16 protein-coding genes are annotated in these 18,795 nt (G+C 68.8%); 7 read left to right on the forward strand and 9 right to left on the reverse strand.

Annotated features, from left to right (window positions below):
- Positions 1-93: 93 nt before the first annotated feature.
- Positions 94-219 carry a hypothetical protein gene (locus BLTE_RS18780; protein ID WP_425290287.1) on the forward strand — a complete coding sequence of 42 codons (126 nt, stop codon included), beginning with the start codon at positions 94-96 and terminating at the stop codon, positions 217-219.
- 190 nt (positions 220-409) lie between these two features.
- On the opposite strand, the gene BLTE_RS07155 is transcribed toward BLTE_RS18780, so the two are convergent.
- Positions 410-937, reverse strand: coding sequence for a peroxiredoxin (locus BLTE_RS07155; protein WP_126398873.1), 528 nt, complete (start codon positions 935-937; stop codon positions 410-412).
- Between the two features lie 211 nt (positions 938-1,148).
- Here BLTE_RS07155 and BLTE_RS07160 point away from each other — a divergent pair, with 211 nt between their 5' ends.
- The 3 genes from BLTE_RS07160 to gatA all read left to right on the forward strand — a co-directional run bounded on the left by BLTE_RS07160 (position 1,149) and on the right by gatA (position 6,503).
- Complete coding sequence (locus tag BLTE_RS07160; protein ID WP_126398875.1) at positions 1,149-4,622, forward strand: YhdP family protein; 3,474 nt, start codon at positions 1,149-1,151, stop codon at positions 4,620-4,622.
- A gap of 109 nt (positions 4,623-4,731) precedes the next feature.
- Positions 4,732-5,019, forward strand: coding sequence for an Asp-tRNA(Asn)/Glu-tRNA(Gln) amidotransferase subunit GatC (gene gatC / locus BLTE_RS07165; protein WP_126398877.1), 288 nt, complete (start codon positions 4,732-4,734; stop codon positions 5,017-5,019).
- Positions 5,020-5,021: 2 nt separating this feature from the next.
- Complete coding sequence (gene gatA, locus BLTE_RS07170; protein ID WP_126398879.1) at positions 5,022-6,503, forward strand: Asp-tRNA(Asn)/Glu-tRNA(Gln) amidotransferase subunit GatA; 1,482 nt, start codon at positions 5,022-5,024, stop codon at positions 6,501-6,503.
- Positions 6,504-6,620: 117 nt separating this feature from the next.
- Here the strand turns inward: gatA and BLTE_RS07175 are convergent, their stop codons facing one another.
- Positions 6,621-7,187: a Uma2 family endonuclease gene (locus tag BLTE_RS07175; protein ID WP_126398881.1), complete on the reverse strand. Its 567-nt coding sequence runs from the start codon at positions 7,185-7,187 to the stop codon at positions 6,621-6,623.
- A 161-nt stretch (positions 7,188-7,348) separates the two neighbouring features.
- Positions 7,349-8,209 (reverse strand): PepSY-associated TM helix domain-containing protein, encoded by an 861-nt coding sequence (locus BLTE_RS07180; protein WP_126398883.1) that lies wholly within the window; start codon positions 8,207-8,209, stop codon positions 7,349-7,351.
- A 261-nt stretch (positions 8,210-8,470) separates the two neighbouring features.
- Here BLTE_RS07180 and fliK point away from each other — a divergent pair, with 261 nt between their 5' ends.
- Complete coding sequence (gene fliK, locus BLTE_RS07185; RefSeq protein ID WP_126398885.1) at positions 8,471-9,829, forward strand: flagellar hook-length control protein FliK; 1,359 nt, start codon at positions 8,471-8,473, stop codon at positions 9,827-9,829.
- Entirely contained in the window at positions 9,826-10,098 is a 273-nt protein-coding gene (locus BLTE_RS07190) for an EscU/YscU/HrcU family type III secretion system export apparatus switch protein (RefSeq protein ID WP_126398888.1), read from the forward strand. The genes fliK and BLTE_RS07190 overlap by 4 nt, the downstream gene beginning before the upstream one ends.
- A gap of 61 nt (positions 10,099-10,159) precedes the next feature.
- Here the strand turns inward: BLTE_RS07190 and htpG are convergent, their stop codons facing one another.
- Entirely contained in the window at positions 10,160-12,094 is a 1,935-nt protein-coding gene (gene htpG / locus BLTE_RS07195; protein ID WP_126398890.1) for a molecular chaperone HtpG, read from the reverse strand.
- Between the two features lie 238 nt (positions 12,095-12,332).
- Between htpG and BLTE_RS07200 the strand changes: the two genes are divergently transcribed.
- Positions 12,333-13,364, forward strand: a complete 1,032-nt coding sequence (locus BLTE_RS07200; protein ID WP_197723277.1) for an aldo/keto reductase — start codon at positions 12,333-12,335, stop codon at positions 13,362-13,364.
- Positions 13,365-13,383: 19 nt separating this feature from the next.
- Here the strand turns inward: BLTE_RS07200 and BLTE_RS07205 are convergent, their stop codons facing one another.
- The 5 genes from BLTE_RS07205 to metG form a co-directional block, all read right to left on the reverse strand.
- Entirely contained in the window at positions 13,384-14,070 is a 687-nt protein-coding gene (locus BLTE_RS07205) for a hypothetical protein (RefSeq protein WP_126398892.1), read from the reverse strand.
- A 242-nt stretch (positions 14,071-14,312) separates the two neighbouring features.
- Complete coding sequence (mazG, locus tag BLTE_RS07210; protein WP_126398894.1) at positions 14,313-15,155, reverse strand: nucleoside triphosphate pyrophosphohydrolase; 843 nt, start codon at positions 15,153-15,155, stop codon at positions 14,313-14,315.
- A gap of 329 nt (positions 15,156-15,484) precedes the next feature.
- On the reverse strand, positions 15,485-16,285 hold the full coding sequence (locus tag BLTE_RS07215) for an MBL fold metallo-hydrolase (RefSeq protein WP_126398896.1): 801 nt from the start codon (positions 16,283-16,285) through the stop codon (positions 15,485-15,487).
- Positions 16,282-17,091, reverse strand: coding sequence for a TatD family hydrolase (locus BLTE_RS07220; RefSeq protein ID WP_126398898.1), 810 nt, complete (start codon positions 17,089-17,091; stop codon positions 16,282-16,284). Before BLTE_RS07220 ends, BLTE_RS07215 begins: the two co-directional genes overlap by 4 nt.
- A gap of 138 nt (positions 17,092-17,229) precedes the next feature.
- Entirely contained in the window at positions 17,230-18,786 is a 1,557-nt protein-coding gene (metG, locus tag BLTE_RS07225) for a methionine--tRNA ligase (protein WP_126398900.1), read from the reverse strand.
- Positions 18,787-18,795 lie beyond the last annotated feature (9 nt).

The raw sequence follows: 18,795 nt of genomic DNA on the forward strand, positions 1-18,795 counted from the left end.
TGGCGGTGGGCGAGGCCGGCGAGCGCCTCGTCGCGGAACATCACATAGCTGGTCAGCCCCACCGCCCAGGACAGAACCCCGGCGAAGACCGCGATGGAAACGCCGAATGCCCGGCGGCTGATCACCACGCCGCCGGACGATGTCGTCGAAAAGGCCGGGGAGGCAGATCGGATTGAAGACATCGGCAGCCAACGCAGACAGGTTGAATGCGGCGATTAGAATTGGTTAGGGTTAACAAAGAGCAAAGCAGTCGGCTTGCCGCGACCGGGCCGAGGCGAGGGCGCATTTCGACTTCGAGCGACCTTTCGCTTCAATCAGAGGTATAAGATTTGATCTGCTGCAATCCATGATTTGTATTGCTGCGCCAGCGTCTGCATCAATGCGCCTTGAAGGAGAATTATTCCCGCCGTCAGAGCGCCCGTGCCGCGGCGAGCACCTCCTCGGCATGGCCGTCGATTTTCACCTTGTGCCAGATGCGGGCGATGCGGCCGTCGGGGCCGATCAGCACGGTGGTGCGCTCGATGCCCATGTATTTCTTGCCGTACATGGATTTCTCGACCCACACGCCATAAGCTTCGAGCATCGAGCGCGCCTCGTCGGAGGCGAGGGCGACGGTGAGGTTGTGCTTCGCCTTGAACCTGTCCTGCGTCTTGACCGGGTCGGCCGAAACGCCAATCACCGCGACACCGGCCTTGTCGAAGTCCGGCTTCAGGGCGCTGAACGCGACCGATTCCCGGGTGCAGCCGGAGGTGTCGGCCTTCGGAAAGAAGTAGATGACCGCGGGCTTTCCCCGCAGGTCCGCGAGCGACACGCGTCCGCCGCCGTCGCCCGGTAGATCGAAATCCGGCGCGGGGTCGCCAACGGTCAGAGCCGCGTGTTCTTTTCCGTCGGCCGGGGAGGCTTTTTCATGAGACGGACGTCCTTTTTCGAGAGCCATGTGCCTTCCTTTCGGCGTGTTCTTGCGATTTTTCGAACTTCATCTGCGCAGCCGGCGGGGGGACCGAATCGCGATGGTGGAATTGCGGTGAGGCTCAGGGTCAGCGCGATGGTCCAGAAAGGGGATTCCAGGTGGAGAACGGCCGCCGATGGCTGACAGCTTAAACGGGCAGCGACCGGGTGCCCAGCCGTCGACTCGGCGGTGGCAGAACATGCGTGCGCGGTTTGCCGGACTCCGGGGCTGGGGACGGCGCGCTCTGTCCTGGCTGCCCGATATCCGGCGGCGGCCGCGCCTCGTCGCGGCCTGCCTGTCGGTCATCCTGGTGGTGGTCGCGGCGAGCTACACCCTGCCATGGCTGTTGCGCGGGCCGCTGCTCGGTCAGGCGCTGCCTTGGATCGAGAGCTCGCTCGCCAAGCGGCTCGGCGAGGGCTACGCGGTCTCGATCGGCGCCGCCGAGGGTGGCGAGGATGCCGATGGGCTGACGCTGCTCAAGCTGCACGATCTGACCGTGCATGGCCCCGATGGCCGCACTGTCGCCACCGTGCCGCTGACCGAGATCGCGCTGGAGTTCAGCGGGCTTCTGGGGCAGCCCAATCCCCGCCGCATCGAGATGTCGGGAGCCGAGATGCTGATCGCCATCGAGGGCGGCTCGGCAACACTGTCGGCGCGTCCGGCCGGCCAGCCGCCGCAGGAGACGGCGCCGCGCCAGCCGCCGGCCCGGCCGGCGCTGGCAGTCCCCACCACGGCCGACGACATCGCCAAGCCGGCGCTGCTGGCGCCGCTGGTCGGCATCCTGGAAGGGATCGAGCGCGACGGCTTCGGCGGGCTCGGCCTGTCGTCGATCGGCCTGAAGAACGGCACGCTGGTGGTGGATGACGCCGGCAAGGGCCGGCAGTGGCGGTTCGACAACATCGCCCTGTCGCTCAGCCGGCCGAGCGAGGGCGGGGTTGCGGTTACCCTCGCCTCGGGCGGCGCGGACGGGCCGTGGTCGGTCACCGCCACCATCAGCCATGAGGCCGCGGAGGTGAGGGCGCTCGATCTCGTCGGGCGCGACCTGTCGCCCAAGGACCTGCTGCTGGCGTTCGGCCTCGCCGATGCCGACCTGCATGCCGATTCCGCGCTCGATGTCATGATGCGGGCGCGGGTTGCGCGCGACGGTACCCTGCTTGCCGGCGACGCCAAGTTCCGGGCCGGCGCCGGTCAGATCGGGCCGCGCGACGAGCCCGAAAGCCGGCTGGTGATCGACGAGGCGAGCGCCGATTTCCATTGGGACGCCCAGCGCCGCACCATCGCCATCGAGCCGGTGGTGGTCCAGACCAGCCAGAACCGCACCATGCTGTCGGCGGCGGTGGTGCCGCCGGAGACCGCCGAGGGGGCGTGGACGTGGCGGGTGGTGCGCGGCCGGATGGAACTGGCGACCGAGCGCCCGCGCGATCCGCCGCTGATCCTGGACCGCATCAGCGCCTACGGCCGGATCGAACCGGCGGCCGGCATTGTCGCCATCGACAAGGTCGAGATCGGCGGCTCGACGGTGGCGGCGGCGGCCACCGCCACGCTGATCACCGCCGGTCCGAATCCCTCCCTCCAACTCGGCCTCACCGGCAGCCGGATGCCGGTGCATGTGGTCAAGCGGCTGTGGCCGCCGGTGGTGGCACCCGGCGCCCGCGCCTGGATCATGAAGAACGTGATCTCCGGCACGCTGGAGCGCGGTGACATCGCGGTCAATTCGCCGCTGGACGCGCTGATGAACAAGCAGCTTCCGCTGCCGGACGCCGGCCTTCGCGCCGAATTCGTGCTGTCGGACGGCGTGGTCAAGGCGGTGGAGGGGCTGCCGCCCCTGCGCGACTTCAGCGCCAATGCCGTCCTCACCGGCCGCACCGCCAATGTCACCATCCCGCGCGCCTCCATCGAATCGTCGGGCCGCCGCCTCGAACTCTCGGACGGCCTGTTCGAGGTTCCCGACACCTTCCCAAAGGGAGCGCCGACCAATATCCGCTTCCGCGCCGACGGGCAGGCGGACGCGCTGGCCGAACTGATGCAGTCCGACCTGATGCGGGCCCAGGGCGCACCGCAGCTCGACCCGCAGACCACCCGCGGCGCTGTCACGGTGCACACCCAGGTGTCGCTGCCGCTGATCCGCGACGTGCCGCGCAGCGCCGTGAGCTACAGCCTCGATGCCCAGCTCACCGGGTTCGGCGCCGACAAGCAGGTGCGTGGCCAGCGCGTGGAAGGCGCGACGATCAAGGTCACGGCCAGCTCCAAGGACGGCGTGATGTTCAAGGGCGACGGCAAGGTGGGCGGCGCGCCGATCAGCTTCGAGGTCCGCCAGCCCCGGCCGGACGCCGATACCGAGGTGCGCTTCCAGACCACCCTCGACGATTCGGCACGCACCAAGTTCGGCATCGACGGCCCGGCGGGCGTGCTCACCGGATCGCTGTCGCTCAAGGCGCAGGGCAGGATGGGCGAGCGCGAAAGCCGCCTTGCCGTCGAGACCGACCTCAAGGATGTCGCGATCACCGATCTGGTTCCGGGCTGGGTGAAGCCGAAGGGCAAGCCGGCCAAGGCGTCCTTCACCGTCACCGAGAAGTCCGGCACCTCGGTGCGGTTCGACGATCTGGTGCTGGAGGGCAGCGGCGCGCTGGTCAAGGGCACGATCGAGCTCGACGGGTCCGGCGATCCGGTGTCGGTGAACCTGCCGACCTTCCAGCTCTCGGACGGCGATCGGGCGGCACTCAAGCTCGACCGCAGCAGCGACGGCGTGCTGCGCATCGCGCTGCGCGGGGACGTGTTCGACGGGCGCGGGCTGCTCAAGTCGATGCTGGCCGGCCCGTCGGTGTCGGCTGCGGCTTCGCGCCAGCGCGCCCGCCCGCGCGACCTCGACGTCGAATCCAAGCTCGGCGTCATCGTCGGCCTGAACGGCGAGACCGCGCGCCAGCTCGATTTCCGCATGACGCGGCGCAATGGCGAGCTGCGCGCCTTCGCGCTCACCGCGCGCATCGGCGGCGAAGCCTCGGTCAAGGCCGACCTGCGGGCGCTGGAAGGGGCGCGCACCGCCATCGTCGCCCATTCCACCGATGCCGGGGCGCTGCTGCGTTTCGTCGATGTCTACACCAAGGTCTCCGGCGGCCAGTTCTGGATGGTCATCGATCCGCCATCCGCCGACGGGCTCGGCCCGCAGGAGGGCGTGCTCAACCTCGCCAATTTCGCGGTACGGGATGCCGGGGTCGACAAGCTCATCGCCTCCGCCCCGGCCGAGCCGCAGAGGCCGGAAGGACGCTCCGGCGGCCGCCAGGGGAGTTCGCCGGTCAATTTCACCAAGATGCGGGTGGAGTTCGTGCGTGCGCCCTCGCGCATCACCATCAGCGAGGGGGTGATCTGGGGGCCGCAGATCGGCGCCACCGTGGAGGGGCAGATCGATTACGGCCGCAACGAGATCGGCCTGCGGGGCACCTTCGTGCCGGCCTATGGGCTGAACAACCTGTTCGCCCGCATCCCGATCGTCGGCCTGTTCATGGGCGGTCCCAATGAGGGGCTGCTCGGCGTGACCTATGAGGTGGTGGGCTCGCCGTCGGCGCCGACGCTGCGCATCAATCCGATTTCCGCCGTCGCGCCGGGCTTCCTGCGCAAGCTGTTCGAGTTCCGCGGCGCGCCCGACAAGCCGCCGGCCGACCTCGTGACGCGGTAGGTGGGATTCAAGCTGATGGCCGGGCGCGGGTTGCGGCGCGAAACGCGGCTTTGTAGAAGCTGGACGAGCCGTTTTCGCGCCGGTCCGGCGCTCATTCCCGAGGGCTTCCATGTCCGTCGATCAGGCCACGGTGCGCCGGGTGGCGCATCTGGCGCGCATTGCCGTCACTGACGCCGAGGTGCCGCACCTCCAGGAGGAGCTCAACGCCATCCTGGCCTTTGTCGAGCAGCTCGCCGAGGTCGATGTCTCCGGTGTCGAGCCGATGACTTCGGTGACCCCGATGGCGATGAAGATGCGCGAGGACAGGGTGACCGACGGCTTCATCGCCGACAAGGTGCTGGCCAATGCGCCGTCCAGCGACGACGGCTATTACCTCGTCCCCAAGGTGGTGGAGTGACGATGTCCGATCTCACCCGCCTGACGCTTGCCGAGGCGCGCGACGCGCTGGCCCGCAAGGAACTCTCCGCCCGTGAACTGACGGACGCGCACCTCGACGCCATCGCCGGGGCCCGCGCGCTCAATGCCTATGTGCTGGAGACGCCGGAGAAGGCGCTGGCCATGGCCGAGGCGTCCGACGCCCGCCGCGCCCGCGGCGAGGCTGGGCCGCTCGAGGGCATCCCGCTCGGCGTTAAAGACCTGTTCTGCACCGAGGGCGTGCGCACCACGGCGTGCTCGAAGATCCTCGGCGCGTTCGTGCCGCCCTACGAATCGACCGTCACCAGCCAGCTCTGGCGCGACGGCGCGGTGATGCTCGGCAAGCTCAACAATGACGAGTTCGCCATGGGCTCGTCCAACGAGACCAGCGCCTTCGGCCCGGTGGTCTCGCCGTGGCGGCGGCAGGGATCGGATACCAGGCTGGTGCCGGGCGGTTCGTCGGGCGGCTCGGCCGCGGCGGTGGCAGCCAACCTGTGCCTGGGCGCCACCGGCACCGACACCGGCGGCTCGATCCGTCAGCCGGCGGCGTTCACCGGTACCGTCGGCATCAAGCCGACCTATGGCCGCTGCTCGCGCTGGGGCATCGTGGCATTCGCCTCGTCGCTCGATCAGGCCGGCCCGTTCGCCAAGACGGTGCGCGACGCGGCGATCCTGCTGCGCTCGATGGCCGGCCATGACCCGAAGGACACCACTTCCGTCGACCGGCCCGTGCCCGATTACGAGGCGGCGATCGGCCGGCCGGTGAAGGGGCTGACCATCGGCATCCCCAAGGAATACCGGGTCGACGGCATGGCGGCCGAGATCGACGCGCTGTGGCAGCAGGGCATCGCCTGGCTAAAGGAGGCCGGCGCCAGCATCGTCGAGATCTCGCTGCCGCACACCAAATACGCGCTGCCGGCCTATTACATCGTCGCGCCGGCCGAGGCGTCCTCCAACCTCGCCCGCTATGACGGGGTGCGCTACGGCTTGCGCGTGCCGGGCGAGAGCATCGGCGACATGTACGAGAAGACCCGTGCCGCCGGCTTCGGCCGCGAGGTGCGGCGCCGCATCATGATCGGCACCTATGTGCTGTCGGCAGGCTATTACGACGCCTATTACCTGCGCGCCCAGAAGGTGCGCACGCTGATCAAGCGCGACTTCGAGACCGCGTTCGACGCCGGGGTCGACGCGGTGCTGACGCCGGCCACGCCGTCCGCTGCGTTCGGCATCGGCGAGAAGGGCGCGGCCGATCCGGTCGAGATGTACCTCAACGACGTGTTCACGGTGACGGTGAACATGGCCGGGCTGCCGGGCATCGCGGTGCCGGCCGGCCTCGACGGCCAGGGCCTGCCGCTGGGCCTGCAGCTGATCGGCCGGCCGTTCGACGAGGAAACGCTGTTCGCGCTCGGCGAGGTGATCGAGCAGGCCGCGGGGCGGTTCGTGGCGCCGGAGGCGTGGTGGGCGTGAGAGTCCGGTGACGCAGACGCCTCCGGCGGCCTCGTCCGCCAGGGTGCAATAGCGAAGCGTATTGCACCGAAACCGCGCGAGCCGGTGGAAAACGGGCCGGCGCAATACTATTGCGCCCTACGAGCCATCGGCATCTGTCGAATAGATTTCGCCGAGCGGAACCGTCAGCCCCAGGCTGGGTAGGGGGATCACGGCGTCGCGGCCGACCAGCATCTCCGGCTCTTCGGGAAAACCACCCTCGGCCATGCGCGACCACAGCCACGCCCGCGGCTCGTCCTGCGACAGCACGACATAGGCGTGAAGGCTCGGCAGCGAGGTGTATTCGCGCACCTTGGCCCCGAAGTCGGTGGCAATCGTGGAGGGCGAGCCCACTTCGGCGATCAGCAGCGGCGATACGGCGGTGAGGCCCTTGGGATCCGAGCTTTGCACGTCGACCGCCACGTCGGGATAGCGCACCGACCGGCCGGCCCGGATCGCAAGCTCGGCCATCGCGACGTGATAGCGGCGCCTGTCGAGCGCGGCGTGCAGCAAGACAAACAGGTTGCCGGCGATCTCGCGGTGGGCCTTGGAGGCCCCGGTCATCATCACGATGCGGCCCTCGCTCAGCTCGCAGCGCTGGTTCTGCAAAGCCGGGTGGTGGAGGAACTCGTCCGGCGTCAGCGGGGGCAGGGTCCGGATGTTCATGACGGAAGGCTCCTAGCTGGGACCATCCTACCAGAAACGCCGGACCCCGCAGAATGCCGTTTCATGGGCAGCCAACGTATTGCTCAGGCCCTCGCCGTCGCTCCGTTCCGGACCCGCTGCGGCTTCCTCAGCTTGCGCTTCGCCCAGATCAGGAGACCGGTTCAGAGCAGGCCGATCAGGGCGAACGAGGTGATCACATTGATGATGCTGCCGATTGAGCCGCCGAACGTGCCCTCGTGGATCAGTCGCGGCCAGTTCGCGGGCAGGGGCGTCACGTTCTCCCGCGTCACGGTGTAGACCACCGGGCCGCCGCCCTCGATGATGCGGGCCATGAGCTGGCCGCCGCGCGTGCGGATCCAGGTGACGCCCGCGAGGTCGTGATCGTCCGCGATCATCCGCACCGCCTCGATCAGGCTCGGCGTGCCGGCGCCCTTTGCCGGCGGCGGGCCGGACAAGGTGATGCCGAACGCCATCAGCAGGCCGGTCAGCGGGCTCAGGATCACCAGCGGCAGCAGGAACCAGGCGATGCCCTTGTGCCAGCCGGACAGGCTGTTGCGCAGCCTGGGCAGGCCCATCAGGACGCCGATGGCGATCAGCACCAGCATGGCGATGGTCGAGGCCGTCACCACCCAGCCCAGGTCGAACACGAAATGCTCGTGCAGGCGCCGCGCCGTCATGAACAGGCTCGACCACCCTGGGGAAGCAGGGTCCAGCCGCTCGCTGGTCGCGAGGTCGATCACGGTCCCGGCGCCGGGCGCGCCATGGCCGCCAGGAGTGCCGGACATCAGCGTCAAGGTGCCGTCGAGCGGGCTGATCATCAGTCCGCGCGCCTGGCCCTGGGGGTCGTGCTTCGCGACGATCTGCTCGACATCGGCCAGGGCCAGCGACCCCGGTTGGATGGCCGAGCGGCTGGCGGCCGGCTCGAACGACAGGATCAGTCCGGTCACCAGGACGACAAACAGCGGCAGTGCGAAGACGAGCGTCGTCCAACGGTGGAGAAGATGCAGCAGGTTCTTGTTCACGGGATGCCTCAATGTCGAATGATTGAAAAGTCTTCGCGCCCTGACTTGCTGAACTCAAGTGAAAGCTTGGTAAGGAGCCGCATGCTCTTGATGCTGTGCGGCTTATTGTTGCAAGGTCAACCAGTTTTTGCGAGTGACTCGCGGAAAATGCTGCTCCGTCCGCGCTTCGTCGTGCTGCAGCCCGCGGATCCGCAACACGACGAATCGGTTCCCCGCTCGTGATAGAGTGCAGGTGCAGGCAATCGGGCGGGAGGCAGGGAAGTGGCGGAGCAGGTGACGCCGGTCGGCGCCATCACGGCGCTGCCCAATACCCGCGGGCAGATTCCGGCCCTGACCGCCGGGCTGGTGGCGGATGCACGTGTCCTGGCGCTCATGGACAGCGGCATGGTGCGTCTGGCCATTGCCGGCCGGGTGATCGAGGTCGCCACTTCCGCCCAGCTCACACCCGGCCAGACCGTTCGCATGCTGGTCGAGGAGGAGGGCGGCGCGCTCAAACTGTCGGTGGTCGAGCGCGCTGTCCCGCAGAGCCTGCCGCCGGGCGAGACCGCCCGTTCGGCGTGGCCAGCGACGGATACTGTTCCGGTTCCGGTGCTCAGCCGCGCGCTGTCCGGCCTGATGGCGCGGCAGGCCGGTCTGGCGCCGCTGTTTGCCGATCTGGCGCGGATCGTCGAGGAGCCCCCTTCGGGCGGACGGGCGCCCGCTTTGCCGGCGGGCGTGATCGCCGCCGCCGCCGCTGTGCTCGAATTCCGGGTTCAGGCCGCCGATGCCGGCGACCCGGCACAGATCCTGGCTTCGTTTCTCCGGTCCGGCGTGTTCCATGAGGCTGCCCAGCGGCCGGGGCCGGCGAACCAGCCGGAGACGACGTTGCGGTCGCTGATGGCGCTGCTGACTCAGGCGGCGGACGGGACGGCTCCAACGCCGCCGCCGGGCGAACCCGCGCCGCCGGCCGATCTCAAATCGGCGCTGATCAACCTTCGTTCGGCGCTGCTGGCGGCGCTCGGCGAGGACGCGCCGCGCCTGTCGGCCTCCGTGCCGGCGACCGGCGAGGCGGTGCGGCCGCCGCGCCAGGGCACCATCCCGCACGGCCAGCCGGCCGCGGCGCCGCTCATCGCCGCGGACGCGCCGCCGCGCGACGCGCTGCGGACACTGCTGGCCGAGACCGAAGGGGCGCTGGCCCGGCTGTCGCTCACGCAACTTGCTTCCACCGATGCAGAGCCGATCCTGCCCGGCCGCGGCGAGGCTCCCACCCAGCCCGGCTGGACGTTCGAGGTGCCGCTGGCGGCCGAGGGCCGCACCAGCATCGCCCAGATCGAGATCCGCCCGGATGACGGTCACACGCCCGCCGGAGCCGAACCGGGCCGGGGCTGGAGCATCCGCTTCTCGATCGACGTCGAGCCGGTCGGCCCGGTGCATGCGCTGCTGACGCTGAAGGGCGCGAACCTCGCCGTCTCGCTGTGGGCGGAGCGACCGGCGACGGCGGAACTTCTTCAGGCCGGGGAGGGCGGGTTCGCCGCCGCTCTGGCCGAGCAGGAGCTGACGCTCGATCGCCTGCTGGTCCGCAACGGCCGGCCGGATGCGCCGCCGCCCCCCACCCGCCATCTGGTCGACCGCGTGACATGAGCGACACCGAGAAGATCCCGGTTGCCGTGGCGCTGGAATACGAAACCGGCAGCATCCCGCGCGTCACCGCCAAGGGGCGCGGCGCGGTGGCCGAGGCGATCATCGCCAAGGCCGAAGAGAGCGGCGTGCACCTGGAGGAGAACGCGGCACTGGCGCAGGCGCTGTCGCGCGTCGAGCTCGATGCCGAAATCCCCGAGGAACTCTACCGCGCCGTCGCCACGGTGATCGCCTTCGTGCTGCGCGCCGGCAAGCTCACGCGGCGCGAATAGTGTTCGGCTATTGTGAACGGGTCTCCGGCCGACGGGCGGGAGACCCGTTCACGTCTCGCGTTCAGCCTGCGGCGGGAAGCCCGCGGCCGATGAGCCGTCCCAGCCGCTCGACATAGGTCCTGGGATCGCGCGGCCGGTCGCCGTCGAGAATGCGGGCCTCGTCCAGCAGCAGATGCGCGACATCCTCGCGCAGCGACTGCTCCTGTTCGCCGAGGCCGGCGAGGCGCACGATCCGCTCGTGGCGCGGATTGACCTCCAGGATCGGCTTGGCGGCGGTGCCGAGCCGGCCGGCGCTGGCCAGGATCTTCTCAAGCTGGCGGTCGGGCCCGGCCTCGGAGGCGACGATGCACACCGCCGAGTCGGTGAGGCGGTCGGAGGCGCGCACGTCCGCGACATCGTCGCCAAGCGAGGTCTTGATGAAGGCGAGGAAGTCGGCCACCGCGGGCGGAACCTCGGGCGCCGCCGGGGTTGAGGCATCGAGCAGCGGGATCGCCGCGAGGTCGGCCGCGCCCTGCGTCACCGACCGGAACGGCTTGCCCTCGAAATCCGGGCCGAGCGTCACCCAGAACGAGTCGACGGGATCGTCGAGCAGCAGCACCTCGATGCCGCGGGCGCGGAAGCCTTCGAGGTGCGGCGAGGCGGCGAGGCGCGCGGCGTCGTCACCGGCGATGTAATAGATCGCCGTCTGGTTCTCGCGCAGCGCGCCGGCATAGTCCTTGAGGCTGCGCCAGTCGTCGCCCGAGGCGGTGGTCTTGAAGCGGGCGAGGCCGAGCAGCGTTTCGCGGCGCTCGAAATCCTCGCACAGCCCTTCCTTCAGCACCGCGCCGAAATTGGCCCACACGTCCGCATAGGCCGTCCCGTCGCGGCCGGCGAGCTTCTCCAGCACGCTCAGCACCCGCCCGGTGACGCTCTTGCGGATCGCCGCGAGCACCGGGCTCTCCTGGATCATCTCGCGCGAGACGTTGAGCGGCAGGTCGGCGGAATCGACGAGGCCGCGGACGAAGCGCAGATAGCGCGGCAGGATCTCGGCATCGTCAGTGATGAAGACACGCTTCACATAGAGCTTGAGCCGGCCCTTGCGCTCGGGGTCGGAGAGGTCGAACGGCTTCACCGAGGGCACGAAGGCGAGCAGCGAATATTCCTGCCGGCCCTCGGCATGGACATGGATGGTGAGCGCGGGCGTATCGAACTGGCCGGCGGCGCTGCGGTAGAAGTCGGTGTATTCGTCGGCGGTGATCTCGGACTTCGGCTTGGTCCACAGCGCCGCGCCGTCAGTCACCTCAGACGCCTCGCCGCCGGGCTTGTCGATCAGCGTGATCGGCACCGGCACGTGGCCGGACTGGTCCTTGATGATGCGCTGGAGCCTGAAGCGCTCGGTGTAGGGCTTGGCGTCCTCCATCAGATGCAGCACCACGCGGGTGCCGCGGGCAGGGGCCTCCGCAAGCTCGACCGGAGTCACCGTGAAGGTGCCCTTGCCGTCGGAGGACCACTGCCACGCCTCGTCGCTGCCGGCGCGGCGCGAGATGACGTCCACCTTGTCCGCCACCATGAAGGCCGAATAGAAGCCGACGCCGAACTGGCCGATCAGATTGGTGGTATCGCCCTGGGCGGCGTCGAGCCGCTCCAGGAACGCCTTGGTGCCGGAATGGGCGATGGTGCCGAGCGCCTGGATCAGCTCGGCCCTGCTCATGCCGATGCCGTTGTCCTCGAGCGTGAGGCGGTGCGCATCGGCATCGATGGCGAGCGTGATGCGCGGCTTGGGATCGTCGCCGAGCAGGCCGGGATTGGCGATCGCCTCGTAGCGCAGCCGCTCGCAGGCGTCGGCTGCATTCGAGATCAGCTCGCGCAGAAACACGTCGCGGTCCGAATAGACCGAATGCACCATCATGTGCAGCAGGCGCGCGACGTTGGCGGCGAAGGCGCGGCTCTCGCCGGGAGCCGCTTCGGGCTTGGACGTTTCAGAGGGGGTCTCAGTGGTCGTGACAGGATCGGTCATGGCAGGTTCCGTCATCGCAGTTGCGTAATGGCAAGTTCCATAAGGGCAGGTCTGGTCCCGCTCGAATTGATCGGCCCCGAAATGGCAAGAGCATTGCAAAACTTCAAGAGGGCCCGAATGTTGCGCGCACCATTGACGGTATCATGGTCCGATTTCACGGGCGCTGAGCGGCTGCGCTCAAGATCGGAAATTTGAAATACCCGGGGCGTGGTCCATTTCAATTGGCAAGGAGAGGTTCATGACCCGATCAGACTTGCCGGCCATCACGCTGCCCACCCGTCGGCTGGGCCGCACCGACATGTACATCACCCGCGTCGGGTTCGGCGCCTGGGCGATCGGCGGCGGCGACTGGGCCGCGGGGTGGGGCGCCCAGGACGACCGCGCCTCGATCGCCGCCATTCGCCACGCCGTCGACCGCGGCCTCAACTGGATCGACACTGCCGCCGTCTACGGGCTCGGCCATTCCGAGGAGATCGTGCGGGCGGCGCTGGCCGAAATCCCGTTCGACGAGCGACCCTACGTCTTCACCAAATGCGGCCTGGTCTGGTCCGATGCCGACCGGACGAAAATGCCCTCGCGCGTCGGCGCACCGCAGAGCATCCGGCGGGAGGTCGAGGCCTCGCTGAGGCGGCTCGGCGTCGAGCGCATCGACCTTTACCAGATGCATTGGCCGGCCGGCGACGGCACGCCGCTGGAGGCCTATTGGCAGACGCTGCTCGACCTCAAGGCCGAGGGCAAGGTCCGCGCGGTGGGGCTGTCCAACCACACCACCGAGCAGCTTCGGGTGTGCGAACATCTCGGCCATGTCGACAGCCTGCAGCCGCCATTCTCCGCCATCCGCCGCGAGGTGGGGGCGACGGAACTTCCGTGGTGCGAGGCGCACGGCACCGGGGTGATCGTCTACAGCCCGATGCAGTCGGGCCTGCTCACCGGCCATTTCACCCACGAGCGCGCCAGGGATCTGCCGGCCAGCGACTGGCGTTCGCGCGCCTCGGACTTCTCGGGCGACAGGCTCGACCGCAATCTCAGGCTTGCTGCGGCCCTGGAGCCGATCGCGGCGCGGCGGGGCACCACGGTCGCCACCGTGGCGGTGGCCTGGACGCTGATCTGGCCGGGGGTCACCGGCGCCATCGTCGGCGCCCGCAGCCCGGAGCAGGTCGATGGCTGGTTCGATGCCGCAACGCTCGAACTCACCCGGGCTGACATTGAGGAGATCGCCCACGCCATCGCCACGACCGGCGCGGGAGCAGGCCCGGCGGTGCCGGGCTGAACCGGCTGAGGCGTCATCGTCAGCCGTAGTGGAACAGCAGCAGGTCCATATAGGCGCGCAGATCGGTCAGAAGACCGGGGAGCTGATCGGCGTCCTCGGCGTCGACGGCGGTGGCGACCTGCTCCAGCGCGCGCCGAGCACCGGCGACGATCCGCTTGAAATCCGGATTGTTGGCCACGGTCGGCCCGGCCTCGGCCTCGCAACGCTCCAGCGCGGCGCTGGCGCTGGCGGCGGCAGCTGAAATCGCCACGGCGGTGGTCGAGACCTTCAGGTCCGGCTTCTCGATGCGGTAGGCGTCGAGCGGATCGTAGACCTTCTTCGCCTCGCGAATGCAGTCGGCGAACACCCGCTGGTCGCCGGCATGGCGGTCCTCGGCCAGCGCCTCGGCGAGCTCTTCGAGACGCTCCGAGGCTGCGGTCGCATCGCCCCGCTCGGCGGCCTTCAGCGCGGCGGCCGCGAGGTCGGCGTGCGCGCTGCCGGCCAGCGTCTTCGACAGCCGCTGCAACGTCACCGCGGCGAGGCTGTTGTTGCCGGTGCGGACATATTCGGCGGCGATCCGGCGGTCGGCCAGCACCTGTTCGTTCATCGCCAGCGCGAGGTCGTCCGGCTCGCCGGCCACCGGAGCGAGACCGGCAACCAGCAGCAGAGCGATGAGACCCGCGGCGAGGCTGCGATTGCGGATGATCGACGGTCGCTTTAGGTTCACAGAGTCTGTCTCCGGAATACGTTCATGACCGCGTCTCCTCCCGATCCCCCCAAGCGCGCCCGGCCGGCCGTGATGGCCCGCGTCGCCCGCAACGAGGTTCGCCACTCGTGAAATCGTCGATTTCAGCGGCGAAGAGTGTCCGAGATGCTACTCGCCATAAAGTGCGACGTTCGCATGACATGGCGCCGTGCCGTTCGTTTCCGGCATGATGGGAGCCGAGCCCTGAAGGAGCCGAGCCTGGCTCATTCCCGCGATTCCGCCTGTTTGGCGGCGTTCCACAGGGCGTCCATCTCGGCCAGGTCGGATTGCTCGGGCGTGCGGCCCTCGCGCGCAAGCGCTGCCTCGATGGCGTGGAAGCGGCGGGTGAATTTGTGGTTGGTGCGGCGCAACGCATCCTCGGGATCGACGCCGAGATGGCGCGCCAGATTGACCATGGCGAACAGCACGTCGCCGATCTCGCCGGCAGCGGCGTCGCGGTCGCCCGCGACGATCTCCGCCTCCATCTCGGCGATCTCCTCCTTGATCTTGGCGAGGACCGGAGCGACCGCGCCCCAATCGAACCCCACCCGGCCGGCCTTCTCCTGCAGCTTGAGGGCGCGGGTGAGGGCGGGGAGGGCGAGGGGAACACCGTCGAGCGCGCTGGTTGGCGCCTCGGTCGTGCGGCCGGCGGCCGCGTGCGCGCGGGCCTTCTCCGCCTTCTCCCCGGCCTTGATCGTCGCCCACAGCGCCTTCACGGCCTCGGGATCGAGGTCGCCTGCATCGCCGAACACGTGCGGATGTCGGCGGATCAGCTTGGCGGTGATGGCCTGGACCACGTCGCCGAAATCGAACCGGCCGATCTCCTCGGCCATGCGGGCGTGAAACACCACCTGCAGCAGCAGGTCGCCCAGCTCGTCATTGAGGTCGACGAGGTCGCCGCGAGCGATGGCATCGGCCACCTCATAGGCTTCCTCGATCGTATAGGGCGCGATCGTCGCGAAGTCCTGGTCGAGATCCCAGGGACAACCAGTGCCCGGCGTGCGCAGCATCGCCATCAGGTCCAGTAGCCGGGCGATGTCGCGGGACGGCTCGGGACGCTGGCTCATGCGACGGCTCCGGCTGCGAGCGCGATCCGGCTGGAGGTCCGGCGGTCGCGGTGGAGGGCCTGATGGTCGCTGACAGATCGGTGTCCCGGTGACATGACGACCCGGATTGTCCGATTCGCATAAGGAATATTATGGAACATCATTGTGTGCCAGCGGTTTGGGGGGTCTGGATTGGGCTTGGTTTGGGGATTTGGCTTGTGAGTTCGGATCGGCTGTGGGCTCGCTCTGGCTGGGCTCCGGCAGCGCTAGGTTTCGGTGCCGCGCGGTCTCGGGTTTCGCGGCCATTCAATGTTCTGGCCCGGCGGCGGCGCGATCCTGCAGCGCCTGCGTCACGGGCGGATCTCGATGCGCAGGCCGTCGAAGGCCGGCTCGACGCCCTCCGGCAGCCGCCGCGCCAAGTCCTGGAAGTCCAGATCGGTGTGCAGATTGGTCAGGATGGCCCGGCGCGGCTGGATGCGCTCGATCCAGCCCAGCGCGTCGGTCAGCGAGAAATGGCTCGGGTGCGGCGCCTCGCGCAGCGAGTCGACGATCCAGGTGCCGAGGTCGTCGAGCGCGCCCATGCTTTCGGGCGGGATCTTGCTCACGTCGGCGCTGTAGGCCAGATCGCCGATGCGGAAGCCCAGCGCCTCGATGCCGCCATGCACCAGCCGGAACGGCAGCGCGGTGATCGGCCCGCCGGCGCCGGCGATGGTGACCGGCTCGTCGGCATGGATGCGGTGCTCGGTCAGGATCGGCGGGTATTCGCTGCCGGGCGGCGTGGCGAAGCAATAGCCGAAGCGCGCGCGCATCGCCGCCGAGGTCTCGGCGTCCAAATAGACGTCGATGCGGCGCCGCTGATGGATCACCAGCGGCCGCAGATCGTCGATGCCGTGGGTATGGTCGGCGTGCTCGTGGGTGATCAGCACGCCGTCGAGATGGGTCACGCCGGCATCGAGAAGCTGCTCGCGCAGATCGGGTCCGGCGTCGATCAGCACGGTGGTGGTGCCGTCCGGCCCGAGGCGCTGCAGCAGCATGGCGCAGCGGCGGCGGCGGTTCTTCGGCTCGGCGGGATCGCAACGACCCCAGCCGGACCCGACGCGCGGGACACCGCCCGAGGAGCCGCAGCCGAGGATCGTCGCCACCAGCGTCATGCGGGCACCCGAAGCTCCGGGACTTGAAGGTCTCTGGGCACCTTCTTGAAAAGCTGGAAGAAATTCTCCGTCGTCAGGTCGGCCACCGCGGCCGGCGACAGCCCCCGCACCTCCGCCAGCACGCGTGCCGTCTCGACGATATAGGCCGGTTCATTGCGTTTGCCGCGCCACCTGCCCGGCGCCAGATACGGCGCATCGGTCTCGATCAGGATGCGCTCGGCCGGCAGTTCGGCGGCTATCTTGCGCAATTCCTCGGTCTTCTTGAAGGTCAGCACGCCCGAGAACGAGACGTAGTGGCCGAGGGCCACCGTGCGGCGCGCCAGTTCGGCGCTGCCGGTGAAGCAGTGCAGCAGGGCCGGGAAGGGCCCCTGCCCCATCTCCTCCTCCAGGATGCGGGCCGTGTCCTCGTCCGCCTCGCGGGCATGGATCACCAGCGGCAGGCCGGTGATGCGGGCGGCGGCGATGTGGCGGCGGAAGCTCGCCTCCTGCACGTCGCGCGGCGAGAAGTCGTAGTGATAGTCGAGCCCGGCCTCGCCGATGGCGACCACCTTGGGGTGCCGGGCGAGCCGCACGAGGTCGTCGGTGGTGACGTCCTCCTCCTCGGCGGCGTGGTGGCAGTGGGTGCCGACCGAGCAGAACACGTCGGGGAATCGCTCGGCGATCGCCAGCACCTCGGCGAAACGGTGCACGCGGGTCGAGATCGTCACCATCCGCCCGACCCCGGCCGCCCGCGCCCGCGCTACCACGGCGTCGGCCTCGGCGGCGAGGTCGGGGAAGTCGAGATGGCAGTGGCTGTCGATCAGCATGCAGCGTTCATGCCTCATACGGTTTCCGGTTGATCCCTTCGGGATACCGGAAACGTCCTCGCCGAAAAATCCTTGAGTTGGAAGGGATTTTTCGGCGATCGGAATACGGTTCTCCGGCTTGATCAGCCGGAAACCGTATCAGGTGCCCTTTGCCGGTGCGTCCGGCTCGACATAACGCGGAAACACCGGCTCAGGCGCCGGCAGCGCGGCACCCGGCGTCAGCCGGCCGGCAGGGCCAAGCCGGTCGAAGCCTCTGGCGTCGGCCGCGACGCCGACGAGGTCGAGCAGCTTCGCCGCGCCGCGCGGCACGAACGGCTGGGCCATGATCGCCACCTGCCGGATCACCTCGGCGGTGACATAGAGCACCGTTCCCATGCGTTCGGGATCGGTCTTCTTCAGCGCCCACGGCGCCTCGCCGGCGAAATAGCGGTTGGCGTCGGCAACCACCGCCCACACCGTGGCGAGCACCGTGTGGATCTGCTGGGTCTTCATCGCCTCGCGCGCCGCCTCGATCATCGCATCGGCCGCGGCGAGCAGCGTTGCGTCGGCCTCCGAGAACGCACCCGGCGCCGGCACCCTGCCCTCGCAGTTCTTGGCGACGAACGACAGCGAGCGCTGCGCCAGATTGCCGAGGTCGTTGGCGAGGTCGGCATTGGTGCGGTTGACGATGGCTTCGGGCGTGTAGGAGCCGTCCTGGCCGAACGGCACCTCGCGCAGGAAGAAGTAGCGGACGGCATCGACGCCGTAGGCGTCGGCGAGCGCGAACGGGTCGACGACATTGCCGACCGACTTCGACATCTTCTCGCCCTTGTTGAACAGGAAGCCGTGGCCGAACACGCGCTTAGGGACCGGCAGCCCCGCCGACATCAGGAAGGCCGGCCAATAGACGGCGTGGAAGCGGGTGATGTCCTTGCCGATGACGTGGAGATCGGCCGGCCAATAGGCTTCGCGCGGGCCGCCGCCATTGAGCAGCCCGGTCGCCGTGACGTAGTTGTTCAGCGCGTCCACCCACACATACATGATGTGGTCGGGATCGCCCGGCACCGGAATGCCCCAGTCGAAGGTGGTGCGCGAGATCGAGAGGTCCTGCAGCCCACCCTTGACGAAGCTCACCACCTCGTTGCGGCGCGCCTCTGGCAGGATGAAGTCCGGGTGTTCGTTGTAATAGTTCAGCAGCGGCTCGGTGTACTTGGACAGGCGGAAGAAATAGCTTTCCTCCTCGGTCCATTCCACCGGCGTGCCCTGCGGGCCGATGCGCACGCCATCCTCGCGGACGGTGGTCTCCTCCTCCGCGTAGTAGGCTTCGTCGCGCACCGAGTACCAGCCGGAATATTTCGACAGATAGATGTCGCCAGCCGCCGCCATGCGCTGCCACAGCTCGGTGCAAGCCTGCTTGTGGCGCGCCTCGGTGGTGCGGATGAAATCGTCGTTGGAGATGTCGAACCGCTCGACCATCGCCTGGAACCGCGGCACGTTGCGCGCCACCAGCTCGGCCGGGGTCAGCCCCTCGCGCTGGGCGGTCTGCAGCATCTTGATGCCGTGCTCGTCGGTCCCGGTGAGGAACAGCACGTCGTAGCCGTCGAGCCGCTGGAAGCGGGCGATGGCGTCGGTGGCGATCGCCTCATAGGCGTGGCCGATGTGCGGCACGCCATTGGGATAGGCGATGGCGGTGGTGATATAGTAACGGCCCTTCATTCGGCCCTC

The sequence above is a fragment of the Blastochloris tepida genome (assembly GCF_003966715.1).
Taxonomy (GTDB): Bacteria; Pseudomonadota; Alphaproteobacteria; order Rhizobiales; family Xanthobacteraceae; genus Blastochloris; species Blastochloris tepida.